Origin of the sequence: Microbacterium nymphoidis (assembly GCF_021044885.1) — a bacterium.
Taxonomy (GTDB): Bacteria; Actinomycetota; Actinomycetes; order Actinomycetales; family Microbacteriaceae; genus Microbacterium; species Microbacterium nymphoidis.
The window spans coordinates 216,383-232,016 of the sequence record NZ_JAJNOD010000004.1; the positions used below are offsets into that span (position 1 = coordinate 216,383).

15 protein-coding genes are annotated in these 15,634 nt (G+C 68.6%); 13 read left to right on the forward strand and 2 right to left on the reverse strand.

The window, feature by feature from the left end; genetic code table 11:
- Window positions 1-27 precede the first annotated feature (27 nt).
- From LQ566_RS14060 to LQ566_RS14070, 3 genes are all read left to right on the forward strand, one after another.
- On the forward strand, window positions 28-624 hold the full coding sequence (locus LQ566_RS14060) for a gamma carbonic anhydrase family protein (protein ID WP_231092347.1): 597 nt from the start codon (window positions 28-30) through the stop codon (window positions 622-624).
- Between the two features lie 94 nt (window positions 625-718).
- Window positions 719-1,978, forward strand: coding sequence for a Na+/H+ antiporter NhaA (locus LQ566_RS14065; RefSeq protein WP_231092348.1), 1,260 nt, complete (start codon window positions 719-721; stop codon window positions 1,976-1,978).
- Between the two features lie 28 nt (window positions 1,979-2,006).
- Window positions 2,007-2,651 (forward strand): nucleoside triphosphate pyrophosphohydrolase, encoded by a 645-nt coding sequence (locus tag LQ566_RS14070; protein ID WP_231092349.1) that lies wholly within the window; start codon window positions 2,007-2,009, stop codon window positions 2,649-2,651.
- Between the two features lie 4 nt (window positions 2,652-2,655).
- Here the strand turns inward: LQ566_RS14070 and LQ566_RS14075 are convergent, their stop codons facing one another.
- Window positions 2,656-3,204: an NUDIX domain-containing protein gene (locus LQ566_RS14075; RefSeq protein ID WP_231092350.1), complete on the reverse strand. Its 549-nt coding sequence runs from the start codon at window positions 3,202-3,204 to the stop codon at window positions 2,656-2,658.
- 100 nt (window positions 3,205-3,304) lie between these two features.
- Between LQ566_RS14075 and dapA the strand changes: the two genes are divergently transcribed.
- From dapA to LQ566_RS14110, 7 genes are all read left to right on the forward strand, one after another.
- The gene (dapA, locus tag LQ566_RS14080) at window positions 3,305-4,282 is read left to right on the forward strand and encodes a 4-hydroxy-tetrahydrodipicolinate synthase (protein ID WP_231092351.1); all 978 of its coding nucleotides are present in this window, start codon (window positions 3,305-3,307) and stop codon (window positions 4,280-4,282) included.
- A gap of 9 nt (window positions 4,283-4,291) precedes the next feature.
- Window positions 4,292-5,971, forward strand: a complete 1,680-nt coding sequence (locus LQ566_RS14085; RefSeq protein ID WP_231092352.1) for a ribonuclease J — start codon at window positions 4,292-4,294, stop codon at window positions 5,969-5,971.
- A 113-nt stretch (window positions 5,972-6,084) separates the two neighbouring features.
- Entirely contained in the window at window positions 6,085-8,901 is a 2,817-nt protein-coding gene (locus LQ566_RS14090; RefSeq protein WP_231092353.1) for an FtsK/SpoIIIE family DNA translocase, read from the forward strand.
- Between the two features lie 26 nt (window positions 8,902-8,927).
- Window positions 8,928-9,491 carry a CDP-diacylglycerol--glycerol-3-phosphate 3-phosphatidyltransferase gene (gene pgsA / locus LQ566_RS14095; protein ID WP_231092354.1) on the forward strand — a complete coding sequence of 188 codons (564 nt, stop codon included), beginning with the start codon at window positions 8,928-8,930 and terminating at the stop codon, window positions 9,489-9,491.
- On the forward strand, window positions 9,488-9,970 hold the full coding sequence (locus tag LQ566_RS14100) for a CinA family protein (RefSeq protein ID WP_231092355.1): 483 nt from the start codon (window positions 9,488-9,490) through the stop codon (window positions 9,968-9,970). The genes pgsA and LQ566_RS14100 overlap by 4 nt, the downstream gene beginning before the upstream one ends.
- 154 nt (window positions 9,971-10,124) lie before the next feature.
- Window positions 10,125-10,433: a helix-turn-helix domain-containing protein gene (locus LQ566_RS14105; protein WP_231092356.1), complete on the forward strand. Its 309-nt coding sequence runs from the start codon at window positions 10,125-10,127 to the stop codon at window positions 10,431-10,433.
- 2 nt (window positions 10,434-10,435) lie between these two features.
- Complete coding sequence (locus tag LQ566_RS14110) at window positions 10,436-10,657, forward strand: DUF3046 domain-containing protein (RefSeq protein WP_231092357.1); 222 nt, start codon at window positions 10,436-10,438, stop codon at window positions 10,655-10,657.
- A gap of 53 nt (window positions 10,658-10,710) precedes the next feature.
- Here LQ566_RS14110 and LQ566_RS14115 read toward each other — a convergent pair whose 3' ends face one another.
- Window positions 10,711-12,060, reverse strand: coding sequence for an MFS transporter (locus tag LQ566_RS14115; RefSeq protein WP_231092358.1), 1,350 nt, complete (start codon window positions 12,058-12,060; stop codon window positions 10,711-10,713).
- Window positions 12,061-12,152: 92 nt separating this feature from the next.
- Here LQ566_RS14115 and LQ566_RS14120 point away from each other — a divergent pair, with 92 nt between their 5' ends.
- From LQ566_RS14120 to LQ566_RS17705, 3 genes are all read left to right on the forward strand, one after another.
- Window positions 12,153-12,767, forward strand: coding sequence for an ArsR/SmtB family transcription factor (locus LQ566_RS14120; RefSeq protein WP_231092359.1), 615 nt, complete (start codon window positions 12,153-12,155; stop codon window positions 12,765-12,767).
- A gap of 244 nt (window positions 12,768-13,011) precedes the next feature.
- The gene (gene recA / locus LQ566_RS14125; protein WP_231092360.1) at window positions 13,012-14,064 is read left to right on the forward strand and encodes a recombinase RecA; all 1,053 of its coding nucleotides are present in this window, start codon (window positions 13,012-13,014) and stop codon (window positions 14,062-14,064) included.
- Between the two features lie 1,007 nt (window positions 14,065-15,071).
- Window positions 15,072-15,473: a regulatory protein RecX gene (locus LQ566_RS17705; protein ID WP_231092361.1), complete on the forward strand. Its 402-nt coding sequence runs from the start codon at window positions 15,072-15,074 to the stop codon at window positions 15,471-15,473.
- Window positions 15,474-15,634: the final 161 nt, after the last annotated feature.

A 15,634-nucleotide genomic window follows, 5' to 3' on the forward strand; every position in this document is an offset into this window, starting at 1 on the left:
CGTGCGGCGGAGCGTTAGCGTGACGGCATGGAGTTCGAGCACGAGGGAGTGCGACCGCGGGTGCACCCCGACGCGGTCGTCGCACAGACCGCGGTCATCTCGGGGGACGTCACGGTCGGAGCAGACTGCCAGATCCTGCACGGCGCGGTGATCACGGCGGAGGGCGGTGCCATCACGCTCGGCGAGAACGTCATCGTGATGGAGAACGCGGTGATCCGCGCCGTCGCATCCGCCCCGGTGCACATCGGCGACCACACCCTCATCGGGCCCGGGGCGAGCATCAGCGGTGCCACTGTGGGCGACGAGGTCTTCCTCGCCACCGGCACACGGGTCTTCAACGGAGCACGCATCGGCGAGCGCAGCGAAGTGCGCATCAACGCCGTCGTTCATCTGCGCACGGTGCTTCCGCCGGACACCGTCGTCCCGATCGGGTGGGTCGCGATCGGTGATCCGGTCGAGATCCTCCCGCCGCACGAGCACGACCGCATCGCCGCCGCGCAACGGGAGCTGGATTTCCCCGGCTTCGTGTTCGGCGTCGATCGCGACACCCCGGACGTCATGGTGCAGCTGACGGAGCGCTACGGCCGGTCCCTGTCCCGACACCGCTCCGATCGGGCGCTCTGAGGGCAGCGATCACCCGACCGGGTAGACTGGGTGGGGCCCTCGGGCCACGGTGTGTCGGGAAGCCTGGTCGACCGCGAGGAGAGAACTCCTCGTGATGACGCGAAAGGCACCCGTGAACGAGAAGAACACCCCTGCGCCCACGTCCCCGCAGCACGCCGCCACACCGGCGCCCGCGCATCGCTTCGTCGCCCTGCTCCGCTCGGCGCGGTTTCCGGCCGTCGTGCTGCTCGCCGCAGCGGCCCTCGGGCTCCTCCTCGCCAACTCTCCCGTCGGCGCGGCCCTGATCTCCGTGCTGGAGGCGCATCCGCTCTTCCCGGGCACTCCCTTCGAGCTGTCCATCGCCCACTGGGTGTCCGACGGATTGCTGGCCGTCTTCTTCTTCACGGCGGCGGTCGAACTGCGACACGAGCTCACGGTGGGTCGCCTGAGTCGGCCGAAGGAGGCGCTCGTGCCGGCGATCGCGGCCGCGGGCGGAGTGGTCGTCCCGGTCGCGATGTACCTGGCGATCGCGGCGGGGGAGGGGACCGCGCAGGGCTGGCCCATCCCCACGGCCACCGACATCGCCTTCGCCCTGGGCGTACTCGCCGTCTTCGGTACCGGGCTCCCGGCGAAGATCCGGGTCTTCCTGCTGGCACTGGCGATCCTCGACGACATCGTGGGCATCGTCTTCATCGCGGTGCTGTTCACCGCGGACCTGCAGATCGGCGCGCTGGTGCTGGCCGTGGTCCTCGTCGGTCTGTTCGCGTTCCTCAGCCGCATGCGTCCGAAGCGGGGACGCGGGCTGTGGGTCGCCCTCCTCGTCGTGGTCGCGGTCGCTACGTGGGCCGCCGTGCTGACCAGCGGTGTGCACGCGACCATCGCGGGTGTCACGCTGGGACTGGCGATGGCCCCGCGCCCCGCGGATCGCACCGCCCATGTGCTGGAGCCGGCGGTCAACGGCGTCGTGCTGCCCGTGTTCGCCTTCGTCGCGGCGGCCGTGGTCGTTCCCGCTGTCGAGCCGGCCAACCTCAGCCCCGCTTTCTGGGGCGTGCTGATCGCCCTCCCGGTCGGCAAGATCGTGGGCATCACTGCGGCCGGGCTCATCGGCCAGCGGCTGCTGCGCACGAGCACGGCGGCGCGCCTGCCGCTCGTGGATCTGCTCATGGCGGGAACGCTGGGTGGCATCGGATTCACCGTCTCCCTCCTGCTGGGACAGCTCGCCTTCGGTGCGGATCACGAGCTCGGCGCCGAGGTGACGCTTGCCGTGCTCGGCGGCTCCGTGATCGCCATGCTCGCATCCGCGGTGTTCGTCAGCGTGCGAGCGCGCGCCTACCGCCGCGCTCAGTCACACGCGGCGCGGGCCGCGCGCGGCTGACACCTCCCGCGCGGGTATCGTCGGGCTCATGAGCGATCACCTCTCCGATGCATCCGGCCTCGATCGCGCGGCGGCGGTGATGCACGACGTCCGAGAACGATGCGTCTGGACGCAGCAGATGACGCACGAGGAGCTGATCCCGTACCTGCTGGAGGAGAGTGCGGAAGTCGTCGAGGCGGTCGAGACGGGCACGAGCGCCGACCTGAGGGAGGAGCTGGGAGACCTGCTCTGGCAGGTGCTCTTCCATGCCGAGATCTCGGCGCGTGCGGGGGAGTTCGGCATCGACGATGTCGCGAATGATCTGGCCGAGAAGATGATCCGACGCCACCCGCACGTCTTCGCGGGGGAGATCGCCCGCACTCCGCAGGAAGTACTCCGGCACTGGAACGCGGCGAAGGCGGCGGAGAAGCGCGAGCGTCGCAGCGTGCTCGACGGCATCCCCGCCGCGATGCCTGCGCTGGCGCGCGCGCAGAAGGTGCTCGGTCGCGCGTCGTCGGTCGGGGTGCGGGCGGCTGCGCCCGGCGTCGCGCCGGCCGATGAGGCGCAGTTCGGGGACGCCCTGCTCGCACTCGTCGCGCAGGCCCGCGAGAACGGGTGGGACGCCGAACGCGCGCTGCGGGGGAGCGTGCGAGCGCTGGAGGATCGCGTGCGGGACGCCGAGGCCGGGCAGTGATCTGTCAGCGCGCGAGCAGCTCCGGACGCAGATGGATCAGCGCGTACAGCAGCGCTGCCACGCTCTCGCCGTCGGAGATCTCACCGTCGCGCACCATCGCCAGCACCTCCGGCAGCGGGGCCCATCGCACCGCGTCGATGCCCTCCAACGCCTGCTCGGCGCCATCGTCGGCCACCGCGCGGACGCCGCGGGCAAGGAAGACGTACTCCGGGGCCTCGGCGATGCCGTTGAGGGCGTTCATGCGGCCGATCATCGCCCATTCCGTCGCGACCAGACCAGTCTCCTCGCGCAGCTCCCGTCGCGCGGCGATCTCCGGCTCCTCGCCGTCGGTTCCGCCGGCAGGCACCTCCCACCCCGTCCCCGTCGTGTATCGATCCAGACGCACCAGGCACACTCGCTCCGCGTCGTCCACCGCCACGATGAAGACCGCCGGATGCTGCATGGTCACCACACCGTAGACGCCGTCGCCCGCGGGACCGGTCACCTGGTCTTCGCGCACGCTGATCCAGCGGTTCTCGTACACCGTGCGCGATCCGCGCGTCGTCCACGTCATCCGCTCAGCCTACGCACGCACCGGCGCGCTGTGCCGTCTCCCGAGACGTGCGGTGACGGCTCGGTGCGTCGGCACCGCCTCGGACCGGTACCCTGAGAGCATGACGCAAACGAGCAATCCCTTTGGACAGGTGCTCGTCGCGCTCGTCACTCCGATGACGGCCGACGGTGAGGTCGACTGGCCCTCCGTCGAGAAGCACATCGACGACGTCATCCGCAGCGGTGCGGACGGCATCGTGGTCACGGGAACCACGGGCGAGACCTCCACCCTGACCGACGCCGAGAAGCTGCGCCTGGTCGAGGTCGGAAAGGACGTCGCAGCCGGTCGCGCGAAGATCATCACCGGCGGCGGCTCGAACGAGACCGCGCACGCCATCGAGCTCTACAAGGCCAGTGAGAAGGCCGGAGCCGACGGCATCATGATCGTCACCCCGTACTACAACAAGCCCACCCAGGCGGGCATCCTCACGCACTTCCGTCTCGTCGCCGACGCGACGGATCTCCCGGTCATCCTGTACGACATCCCCGGACGCACCGGCGTCCCGATCAAGTACGAGACCATCCTTCGTCTGGCCAAGCACCCGAACATCCTCGCCGTGAAGGACGCCAAGGGCGACTTCAGCGAGGTCAGCCGCGTGCTGAACCAGACCGACCTCATGTACTTCTCCGGCGACGATGCGAACGTGCTCCCGCACCTCGCGATCGGCGCCACCGGACTCATCGGCGTCACGGCGAACATCGCCGCAGCGCCCTATCGGACCATCGTCGACGCGGTCAACCGCGGCGACCTCGCGGCAGCCACCGCACAGCACAAGAAGCTCGAACCGCTGGTTCGCGCCACCATGACGCATGTGCCGGGGACCATCGCCGCGAAGTACATCTTGCATGGGCTGGGACGCATCTCCAGCCCCCGCGTTCGCCTTCCCCTGGTGGGGCCGGAGGAGTGGGAAGCCGCGATCATCGAGGACGAGCTGGCGCTCGTGACCGATGTCGAGGGCGTCGACTTCTCCAACTTCCGCCCGGATCGCAACGCGGCGGCGGGTGGAGCCCTGCCGAAGGTGCACGGCACAACACGCTGAAAGGCCCACATGGCAGGCACCACGATCGTCACTCCTCCCGCACTGGAAGCGGGAACCCTCCGCATCACACCGCTCGGCGGTCTCGGCGAGGTCGGTCGCAACATGACCGTCTTCGAGTACGAGGGCAAGCTCCTCATCGTCGACTGCGGTGTGCTCTTCCCCGAGGAGCACCAGCCCGGCGTCGACCTCATCCTCGCCGACATGGAGCCGATCCGCGATCGCCTCCGCGACGTCGAGGGCGTCGTGCTGACGCATGGCCACGAAGACCACATCGGCGGCGTGCCGTATCTGCTGCGCAACCGCAATGACATCCCCCTGATGGGCTCGGCGCTCACGCTCGCCCTCACCGAGGCGAAGCTCAAGGAGCACCGCATCAAGGCGGACACCCGCGTGGTCCGCGAGGGCCAGCGGCTGTCCGTCGGCCCGTTCGACCTCGAGTTCGTCGCGGTCAACCACTCGATCCCCGACGCCCTCGCCGTGGTCATCCGCACCCCGGCGGGTACGGTGCTCGGCACCGGCGACTTCAAGATGGACCAGCTCCCGCTGGACGGCCGCATCACCGACCTGCGCGCCTTCGCCCGGCTCGGCGAGGAGGGCGTCGACCTGTTCATGGTGGACTCCACGAACGCCGACGTCCCCGGCTTCACGCCCACGGAGCGCGCGATCGGCCCGGTGCTGGAGGATGTCATCGGCCGCTCGCCGCGCCGCGTCATCGTCGCGAGCTTCTCCAGCCACGTGCACCGCGTGCAGCAGGTGATCGATGCGGCTCACAAGCACGGCCGTCGCGTCGCGCTGCTCGGCCGCTCGATGGTGCGCAACATGACCATCGCTGAAGACCTGGGCTACCTGCACGTGCCCGACGGCGTGCTCATCGACTACAAGAAGGCGAAGGACCTGCCGGACGACAAGATCGTCTACATGTCCACCGGTTCGCAGGGCGAGCCGATGGCCGTGCTCTCGCGCATGGCCAACCTCGATCACGCGATCGAGCCCGGCCCGGGGGACACCATCATCCTCGCCTCCAGCCTCATCCCCGGCAACGAGAACGCGGTCTACCGCGTGATCGACGGCCTCACCAAGCTCGGTGCGACGGTGGTCCACAAGGGCAACGCCAAGGTTCACGTGTCGGGCCACGCGGCCGCCGGCGAACTGCTGTACTGCTACAACATCCTCAAGCCCCGCAACGTGATGCCGATCCACGGCGAGTACCGTCACCTGGTCGCCAACGCCCGGCTGGCCCAGGACACCGGCATCCCGGCAGATCGCACCATCATCGGCGAGAACGGCACCGTCGTCGACCTCAAGGACGGCGATGCGAAGGTGGTCGGTCAGCTCGACCTCGGCTTCGTGTACGTCGATGGCTCCTCGGTGGGCGGCGTCACGGAGAACGAGCTGAAGGACCGCCGCATCCTCGCGGAGGAGGGGTTCGTCTCGATCATCGTCGTGGTGGACGCCAAGACCGGCAAGGTGATCTCGGGGCCGGAGATCCACGCCCGCGGCATGGCCGAGGACGACGCCGTATTCGACGACATCAAGCCGAAGATCGCCGCAGCGCTGGCCGAGGCCGCAGGCAACGGTGTTCGCGACACGCATGCGCTCAGCCAGATCGTCCGGCGCACGATCGGGCGCTGGGTGAACCAGCGGCTGCGTCGCCGGCCGATGATCGTCCCGCTGGTGATCTCCGCCTGAGAGCGTCGGAAGGCCGCTGCCGCGTTGCGGCAGCGGCCTTCGCCGTCCCGTCTCTCCGCTGAAAAGCCGCGTCGATCCGGGCTGATGTCGGACGCCGGACGTACCGTGGGAGCATGCCACGTTCGTCCAACAGCACGGCCAAGACCGAGCGCCTGCCCGCCAAGACGGAGCGCGCCCCGGCCAAGCAGACGACGCCGCGCGCACGGAAGACCGAACCGGCGCCGAAAAAGTTCGTCGACGAGGCCGACAGGCCTCCCGTCGCCGTGCGCGCGTGGAACGGACTGGCCCACGCCGTCGGCGGGCTGTTCCGCGCCTTCGGTCCGGAGACCCTGGAGAAGGATCAGCGCCGCGACGGGCTGCCCTTCTTCCTCGTGCTGCTGGCCATCGCGGGCGCCGTGGTGGAGTGGTTCTTCATCGGCGCCGAGGTCGCCACCAACATCTCCGCGTACTCGTTCGGCGCGCTGATCGGCCGTGTCGCGTTCGTCTTCCCCGTCATGCTGGTCCTGCTGGCGGCGTGGCTGTTCCGCCACCCGTCCTCCGTGCACGACAACGGCCGCATCGGCATCGGCTTCATCCTCTTCACGCTCTCGCTGGCGGGCTTCTGCCACGTGGCCGGTGGCCTGCCGCAGCCAACCAAGGGCCTGCCTGCGCTGAGCGGTGCCGGGGGCCTGTTCGGCTGGATGCTCGGTCAGCCACTTTCCCTGCTGTCCGCGATCGGCGCGTACATCGTGCTCTCGATCCTCGCCCTGCTGAGCGTGCTGATTCTGACCAAGACGCCGCCGAACAAGATCTTCTCCCGTCTGGGTGAGCTGTACGCCTGGCTCTTCGGCGCCGAGCCGCGCGAGCCGCGTGAGCGCAAACCGCGCTTCGAGCCGTCCGATGAGGAAGAGAACGCGGATCCCGCTCAGGCGGATCTGCCGTGGTGGCGGCGCAACAAGACCGGCCGCGAGGAGGACCAGGACGGGCACCTCGGCTCCGACGATCTCACCGCGCTCCTGGAGCCGAGTATCGAGGGCAGCTTCGAGCAGGCCATCACCTCACCCACGCCCACACGAAGCGTGCCGGCTGCCTCGCCGGATGCCGCCACGGAAGTCCTCTCGGACGTGCGTGCCGTCGCGGATTCGCTGAGCAGCCCGGCGGCTCCGCACGGCGCGACCAGCATGATGGACGATCTCGGCGTCGACCTCGAGGACGAGGACGACGACCTTCCCGGACTGTCCAGCTTCGGCACGGACGGCCCCGGTCCCGGCGGCCCGCAGGCTCCTGCGGCGCCCTATCACCTGCCGAGCATCACCACGCTCGGAACGGGTCCAGCGGGGGTCACCCGTTCTGCGGCCAACGACGCCGTCGTGGCGGCGCTGACCGAGGTCCTCGAGCAGTTCAAGGTCGACGCGAAGGTCGTCGGCTTCTCGCGCGGACCGACGGTCACGCAGTACGAGATCGAGCTCGGGCCCGGCGTCAAGGTCGAGCGAATCACCGCCCTCACCAACAACATCGCATACGCGGTGGCCTCCAACGAGGTCCGCATCCTCGCGCCGATCCCGGGCAAGAGCGCGATCGGCGTCGAGATCCCCAACACCGATCGCGAGACGGTCACCCTCGGTGACGTGCTGCGCTCCGCGGCTGCCACCAGCAGCAAGCACCCCATGACCATCGGCGTCGGCAAGGACGTCGGCGGCGGGTTCGTGGTCGCGAACCTCGCGAAGATGCCCCACCTTCTCGTGGCCGGATCCACGGGTTCGGGTAAGTCGTCCTTCGTCAACTCGATGATCACCAGCCTGCTCATGCGCGCGAAGCCCAGCGAGGTGCGCATGGTGCTGGTGGACCCCAAGCGCGTGGAGCTCACCGCCTATGCGGGCGTGCCCCACCTGATCACTCCGATCATCACGAACCCCAAGAAGGCCGCAGAGGCGCTGCAGTGGGTCGTGAAGGAGATGGACATGCGCTACGACGACCTCGCGTCGTTCGGGTTCCGTCACATCGACGATTTCAACAAGGCCGTGGTGGCGGGCGAGATCCAGCTCCCGGCCGGCTCCGAGCGCGTGCTCAAGCCCTACCCCTACCTGCTGGTGGTCGTCGACGAGCTCGCGGACCTCATGATGGTGGCCCCGCGTGACGTCGAAGACTCGATCGTGCGCATCACTCAGCTCGCCCGTGCCTCCGGCATCCACCTGGTGCTGGCCACGCAGCGTCCGTCCGTCGACGTGGTCACGGGTCTCATCAAGGCCAACGTCCCGTCCCGCTTCGCGTTCGCGGTGACCAGCGTCACCGACAGCCGCGTCATCCTCGACCAGCCGGGTGCCGACCGGCTCATCGGTCAGGGTGACGGCCTGTTCCTGCCGATGGGTGCAGCCAAGCCCCTGCGCGTTCAGGGCGCCTGGGTGACCGAGGCGGAGATCGAGAAGGTCGTCAAGCACGTCACGGCGGAGGCCCGGCCGGAGTACCGTGCCGATGTCGAAGCGGTCACGGAGAAGAAGGAGGTCGACGCCGACATCGGAGACGACCTGGAACTGCTCCTCGCGGCCGTCGAACTGGTGGTCTCGAGCCAGTTCGGCTCCACCTCCATGCTGCAGCGCAAGCTCCGCGTCGGCTTCGCCAAGGCCGGCCGGCTCATGGACCTCATGGAGTCTCGCGAGATCGTCGGTCCGTCCGAGGGATCCAAGGCTCGGGACGTGCTCGTCACACTGGAGCAGCTGCCGGTTATCCTGGCGACCCTGCGCGGGGAGACACCGCCCCCGGCTGCCGCCGCGTCAGCTGCCGACCCCGCCGATGAGCTCCCGGCTGCGCCGGCCGCGTCCGAGACCGCGCCCACGACGGTCATCGGTGATGATCGCTATGACGTCGATCCCATCGAGGCCCAGTTCGCGGGTCGCCCGGTGGAGGACGACGAGGGCGACGAAGACGCCTGGCAGCTCACCGGCCGCGACTGAGCGTCCGCCAACAGAAGGAGCCTCCCGTGGCCGTTCCCCGGCAATTGCCCAACGCGATCACGATCGTACGCATCCTGTGCGCACCGGTCTTCCTCTGGATGCTCCTAGCCGACGCAGGAGCAGACGGAGCGCTGCGCTGGTGGGCAGCCGTGCTGTTCATCGTGGCCATCGCCACCGACGGCATCGACGGGTACCTTGCCCGCAAGTACGAGATCGTCACCGACCTTGGCAAGCTCCTGGATCCGATCGCCGACAAGGCACTGACCGGGCTCGCCTTCGTCGGCCTGTCGATTCTGGCGGAGCTGCCCTGGTGGGTCACCATCCTGGTTCTCCTCCGCGAGATCGGGATCACGGTGTACCGCTTTGTGGTCATCTCCGATCACGTGCTCGCTGCCGCCTGGATGGGCAAGCTGAAGACGGTGTTCCAGGCCATCGCGCTCTCGCTCGCGCTGCTGCCGCTGTGGCACGTGGTCGGGGAGTGGATCTGGTGGGTCAACGGCGTCTTCATGACGATCGCCGTGGTGCTCACGATCGCCAGCGGTATCGACTACATCGTCAGCGAGGTCCGCGGCCGCCGGAAGACGCCGTGACCGCGGCGGCGCTGCTGGATACCCTGATCCAGCGACAGTGGAGCGTGGCGTGCGCGGAATCGCTCACCGGCGGTCTGCTCACATCCGCACTGGTGGACGTTCCGGGAGCCTCACGCGCGGTGCGTGGCGGCGTGGTCGCCTACGACACCGACGTGAAGCGCGCCGTTCTCGGCGTCGATGCGGATCTGCTCGCCCGGCGTGGGGCGGTGGACCCGGACGTGGCCCGCCAGATGGCCCAGGGTGTGCGATCCGCGCTCGCCACGGCCGCCGGGCCGGCCCAGGTGGGCCTGGCCACGACAGGCGTTGCCGGCCCTGATCCCCAGGACGGGCATCCGGTGGGCACGGTGTTCGTCGCGGTGGCGTGGGCGGACGGCGCCGAGGTGCGCGGGCTTCAGCTGACGGGGGATCGCACCGCGATCCGTCACGCCACGGTCGCCGAGGTCATAGCCCTCGCACAGCAGACCCTCAGGGCCCGCTGACGCTCTGCCCGTGTGCGGGGGAATACCCTCGTGTCAACGGGGGTTCACTCCAATGGGTTCTGGGAGAAACTCCAGAACACACGGCTAGAGTGGGGCCACGGATGTTGTACAGTTACTCACCCGGAAACACCCACCAGACAGAGGGAGGCACGACATGATCCTTGTACGCCAGGAGATCGGCGATGTTCTTCGTGACCTCCGACAGCAGAAGGGTCAGACCCTTCGGCAGGTCGCGTCACGCGCCAGCGTCGCACTCGGATACCTCAGCGAAGTCGAGCGCGGCCAGAAGGAGGCGTCCAGCGAGATCCTCGCATCTCTCGCCGACGCACTCGATGTGCCCATCTCGATGATCATGCGGGAAGTCGGGGACCGCATCGCCGTCCTTGAGGGCATCTCCACCGTTCCCGACGTGGTGCCCGACGAGCTGATGGCCTCGGTCGAGTCCGAGCTGTCGCTGCGCTGAGCGTGCGGCGCAGCGAATTCCATCGCGCCGTCGACGCGGAGTTCGGAGCGCGGGCCCCGTCCATCGTCCAGGACCTCGTCCTGACGGCGGTGGGGCAGCGCACCGCAACCGAAGCGATCGAAGCCGGCGTCCCGCCGCGTGAGGTGTGGCTCGCGCTCTGTGTCGAGATGGACGTGCCTGAATCCCACCGACACGGCGCTGGCCGGCTCGAGCGCCGTCGCTGACACGCAGAACAGCCCCGGAGTCCGCGGACTCCGGGGCTGTTCTGCGTGTCAGCTTAGGCGCGTGCCACGACCGGCTCCCGCTGGAACGACGCGGCGTGCGCTTCCCATCCGGAATCGACGGGGATCGAGCGAGTGGGTTTCGTCGCGAGCATCACGACGATCGAGGCGATGGTGAGGGCGATTCCGATGCCGATCGTGGATGACCGGCCGAGAAAGGTGAATCCGATTCCCGCGACGAGCGGCGCCACCGGGGCAACGATCCCCATCATCACGGACTCGGCGGCGTTCACGCGGCCGAGCATTGCCGAGGGTGTCGCCACCATCATGTATCCGCCGATGCACGCGTTCACCGCGGGGGACACCAGGCAGCACAGCATGAGTGTGACCGCGATGCCCCAGAGGGAGTCGATGACCACGAGCAGCGCGCTGCCGGCGGTGAACCACGCGAGGGCGACCACCACGAGCATCCCGGTCGGCACTGTGCGCACGGCCCACGGTGCAGCGAAAGAACCGAGGAGCATGCCCACGCCTCCGGATGCGGAGACGAGTCCGATCTCGAAGCCGGAGGCGCCGTTTTGCTGTAGCGCGTAGATGGTGGTCGTCACGATGACGCCGAGGCCCATGTTGATGAGCATGACGATGACGATCAGGTTCATCAGATCGCCTCGCCGCCACAACCATCCGAAGGCTTCGCCGAGCTCGGCCCGTGCTGCACGCAGGCCGCGGCGGGACGTCGGTGCCGCCGCGCTTTCGCGTTCGGTTGCGGACGGGCGGGCCGCATCGCGCTCGGTCCGGCGCACGAGGAGCGCCGACGCCACCAGCGCGATGGCATCGACCACCGTCATCACCGCGCCCACTAGCCAGGCGCCGGCCCCCAGCAGGGAGCCGCTGAGCGGCCCGCTCGCGAGGCTGATCGTCGCATCGCGGCCCTGGTTCGCGGCCGTGGCGCGGCCGACCATCGCGGCCGGCACGATGTCCTTCAGCATCGGATCCGTCGCCATCGCGAACACGGTGGAGGAGAACCCCATCACGATGCTCGCCGTGAGGAGCGTGGCGAACGTGAGCGACCCGCTCCAGGCCAATGCGGTGAACGCCGCGGAGAGCGCCGTGCTGGCGACGCCACCGACCACCATGATCCGTCCGCGCGAGTGGCGATCGGCCAGGACGCCGCCGAGCATCGTGGCGACGATGGTGACCACCACGGTGACTGCGGAGATGATGCCGGCCTGCACGGGGGAGTTCGTGATCATCAGGGCGATCAGTGGCATCGCGAACGACAGCATCCGCATCGACAGGCCGCTGCCGGTGTCGCTCACGAGCCAGTACGGGTACGGCGTGTGCCGCAGCGGCACCACGACATCGGCGGGTTCGCGGGTGTCCGCGACGGGAGGGGAATCGCTCATGGCATCACGATAGATTGCGCACGCGCAGTTGCGCAAGTGTACGTGCGCAACTGCGCGTGCGGGATTCCCGCTGACTGGATAGGCTCGGTGTCATGGGTGAGAAGGAGCCGTCCGAGCGCGAGTCTGCTGCCGCCGATGTCGAGTACATGACCTCGGCGAAGCTGAAGGCATACGCCCACCCGCTGCGCCGCCAGCTCATGCGCGTGCTGTCTCGCGAGGGGTACGGCCGGGCGGCGGATCTGGCGCGCATCGTGGGCAAGCCCGCCAATCAGGTGAGCTTCCATCTGCGGGCCCTGAGTGAGATCGGCTGGCTCGAGGAGGCGCCGGAGCTCGCGCGCGATGGTCGCGATCGCGTCTGGCGTCTCGTGCCGAGTGCGCTGAACGTCGGCTCCCCCGAGCACCCGGCGGAAGACCGCGACGCCGGACTCGCCGTTCTGACGGTATTCGCGGCGGAGCAGCGCGAGCTCCTGGAACGAGTCAGTGCCTGGAGTGCGAAGTACGTCACGGGGGAGGACCCGCAACTGCGCGGCATGGCGATGGCGGGGACGGTGCGCGTGACGCGCGAGGAGTTCCGTGAGCTGTCGGAGCGGGTGCAGGAGGCGATCCATGAGTTCGCCGAGCGCCGACCGGCGGGCATGCGGATCGAGCCCGATGGCGATGTGCATGTCTACGACTTCGCCTTCCTCGCGGCGGACGAGACCATCTGACCTTCACCGGGAGAATGTTCGACACGCCGCCGTGTCGCAATCGAACGCGTGTTCGATTCGGCGTAAGCTCCTGCACAGGTGGAATCGATCGCCGGTTCCCTCACATTCCGCACCCGTCCCCGATCAATGTCGGAGGCCCCGCGTAGCGTGATCCACGGCGAACGGGCCACACGCCTTGTCGGAGATCCGTTCCTCGGACACGACAGCCTCTGGGCAGCCGCACAACACGCAGAAGGAGCAAGACATGCCATCGGAAAAGGACCGCGAGAAGGCGCTCGACGCAGCCCTCGCACAGATCGACCGTCAGTTCGGCAAGGGTGCGATCATGCGCCTGGGCAGCGACGAGCGCGCGCCCGTCGAGATCATCCCCACCGGCTCCATCGCCCTCGATGTCGCTCTCGGCATCGGCGGCCTGCCGCGCGGACGCATCATCGAGATCTATGGTCCGGAGTCCTCCGGTAAGACCACCCTCACGCTCCACGCCATCGCCAATGCTCAGCGCAACGGCGGCATCGCAGCCTTCATCGACGCCGAGCACGCACTCGACCCCGAGTACGCGCAGAAGCTGGGCGTCGACATCGACCAGCTTCTCGTCTCGCAGCCCGACACGGGTGAGCAGGCCCTCGAGATCGCCGACATGCTGGTGCGGTCCGGTGCCATCGATCTCGTCGTCATCGACTCCGTGGCGGCGCTCGTGCCCAAGGCGGAGATCGAGGGCGATATGGGCGACTCCCACGTCGGTCTGCAGGCGCGCCTCATGTCGCAGGCGCTGCGTAAGCTCACGGGTGGTCTGAACCAGACCAAGACCACGGCTATCTTCATCAACCAGCTTCGCGAGAAGATCGGTGTCTTCTTCGGCTCTCCGGAGACCACCGCCGGTGGTAAGGCGCTGAAGTTCTACGCGTCGGTGCGTCTGGACATCCGTCGCATCGAGACGCTCAAGGACGGCTCCGAGGCCGTCGGTAACCGCACGCGCGTCAAGGTCGTCAAGAACAAGATGGCCCCGCCGTTCAAGCAGGCGGAGTTCGACATCCTCTACGGTGTCGGCATCTCGCGTGAGGGTTCGCTGATCGATTACGGCGTCGAGCAGGGCATCGTCAAGAAGTCCGGGGCCTGGTACACCTACGACGGTGAGCAGCTCGGTCAGGGCAAGGAGAACGCCCGGAACTTCCTCATCAAGAATGCGGACGTGGCTGCGGAGATCGAGCGCAAGATCCTCGAGAAGCTCGGTATCGGCCAGCCGAAGGACCAGGCAGTACCGCAGGCCGCTCCGGCGCCGGCGCTGAAGACGGCGTAAGGCTGAGCGAGCGGCCCGAAATGCGCTCCGACGGGGGCGCTCGAACATGATTGTCGACATCCATGATCGATGACACGGAAAACGGGGGCGGGGAGCACCTCGCCCCCGTCACCCCGTTGTTCGGACGGCGGGGAGAGAAGCCGGCCTCCGGTACGGGGGACGCGCGCACGGGTGCTGAGAATGAGCACCCCCGGCAAGCCGGATCGGCGGCCAGCAGCGACCCGATTCGGCAGCCACGCGAAATCGGCGCGCCGCGCCGGGTGCGATTCACCGAAGTCGAGGATTCCACATCGGACGAAGCCGGGCGCTCTCGTCCTGGCGGAGCGTCCGGTGCATCCGCCGCGGGGCGTCACCGCGCCGGATCCGTGGATCGGTATGACGCCGACGGCTGGTGGATCGATCCTGATGCGGATCCGGCACCGCAGGACTCCGAGTCCGACAGCTCCTCGGGCAGTGGCCCGAAGCGTCGGTCTGGCGTCGAGCCAGAGCCGCGCACGGGGTCGTCGGTGAAACGTAGCCCGGCCATGCGTGCCACGAACGGGGCGGATGCGGGGGAGCGCGACAACACGCCCCCGCTCATGCGGGCATCTGATCTCCTGAAGCCGGATGGCGAGCGATCGAGCCAGCCAGTTGCCCTTCCGACCCGGGGGTGGCGAGACTCGCGATCCGGCGAATCCTCCGCGGATGACCGCTCGTCATCGCCGCACGCGCACGGCGATCGGAGCAGCCGGCCGCCCGGGGAGGTTGTCGCGGATCACGGCGAGCGTTCGGCTGCGGACGCTACCGCTGCCGAGGGTTCCGACCTCCGTGCAGGTCTCGACGCCCGCCCCTCGCGTCCTGCGCAGCCAGCGCGGGCGCCCCGGCTCCGTCTGCTGGAGTCGTCCGCGCCGGAGCCCGATGACCACGCGGCACCGGAGGACCCCCAGACGCAGCGTGAACGGGGCGAGGCGGCACTACTCAAGAAGCTACGCGGACGGGGATTGTCGGTCCGGGAGGCGCGGGCTTTCGTGATCGGACTCGACATCGCACCGGAGATCGCCGACGACCTCGTCGACGAATTCCTCTCCCTCCGCTATCTCGATGACGCAGTCCTCGCTGAACAGCTGATCTACACGGCGACATCTCGCAAGGGTCAGGGACGCCGCGTGATCGCGCAGTCGCTGTCCGCGCGTGGGATCCCTCGCGAGGTCATCGACGCGGCCCTCGAGGAACTGCCCGACGATGACGATGAACGGGCGCTCGAATTCGCCCGGTCAAAGGCGCGCTCCCTTGCGAAGCTGGAGCCGGAGGTGGCGTTGCGACGGCTGCTTGGGCAGCTCGCCCGGCGTGGTTTCGGCGGGAGCAGCGCCATGCGTGCTGCCAAGACCGCGCTCAGCGAAGCCGGCGGATCGACGGTTCGGTTCCGCTGACGCCCCCACACCACGCCGTCGGTAGCATGCTGTCGCTGTCGCTGTCGCTGTCGCTGTCGCTGTCGCTGTCGCTGTCGCTGTCGCTGTCGCTGTCGCTGTCGCTGTCGCTGTCGCTGTCGCTGTCGCTGTCGCTGTCGCTGTCGCTGTCGCTGTCGCTGTCG

Excerpts from the sequence above, each read along its gene's own strand:
- LQ566_RS14115 (WP_231092358.1), bottom strand. The coding sequence starts at position 12,060 with ATGAGCGATTCCCCTCCCGTCGCGGACACCCGCGAACCCGCCGATGTC.
- LQ566_RS14085 (WP_231092352.1), top strand. The coding sequence starts at position 4,292 with ATGGCAGGCACCACGATCGTCACTCCTCCCGCACTGGAAGCGGGAACC.
- LQ566_RS14090 (WP_231092353.1), top strand. The coding sequence starts at position 6,085 with ATGCCACGTTCGTCCAACAGCACGGCCAAGACCGAGCGCCTGCCCGCC.
- recA (WP_231092360.1), top strand. The coding sequence starts at position 13,012 with ATGCCATCGGAAAAGGACCGCGAGAAGGCGCTCGACGCAGCCCTCGCA.
- LQ566_RS14120 (WP_231092359.1), top strand. The coding sequence starts at position 12,153 with ATGGGTGAGAAGGAGCCGTCCGAGCGCGAGTCTGCTGCCGCCGATGTC.
- LQ566_RS14060 (WP_231092347.1), top strand. The coding sequence starts at position 28 with ATGGAGTTCGAGCACGAGGGAGTGCGACCGCGGGTGCACCCCGACGCG.
- LQ566_RS14070 (WP_231092349.1), top strand. The coding sequence starts at position 2,007 with ATGAGCGATCACCTCTCCGATGCATCCGGCCTCGATCGCGCGGCGGCG.
- dapA (WP_231092351.1), top strand. The coding sequence starts at position 3,305 with ATGACGCAAACGAGCAATCCCTTTGGACAGGTGCTCGTCGCGCTCGTC.
- LQ566_RS14065 (WP_231092348.1), top strand. The coding sequence starts at position 719 with ATGACGCGAAAGGCACCCGTGAACGAGAAGAACACCCCTGCGCCCACG.
- LQ566_RS14075 (WP_231092350.1), bottom strand. The coding sequence starts at position 3,204 with ATGACGTGGACGACGCGCGGATCGCGCACGGTGTACGAGAACCGCTGG.
- LQ566_RS14105 (WP_231092356.1), top strand. The coding sequence starts at position 10,125 with ATGATCCTTGTACGCCAGGAGATCGGCGATGTTCTTCGTGACCTCCGA.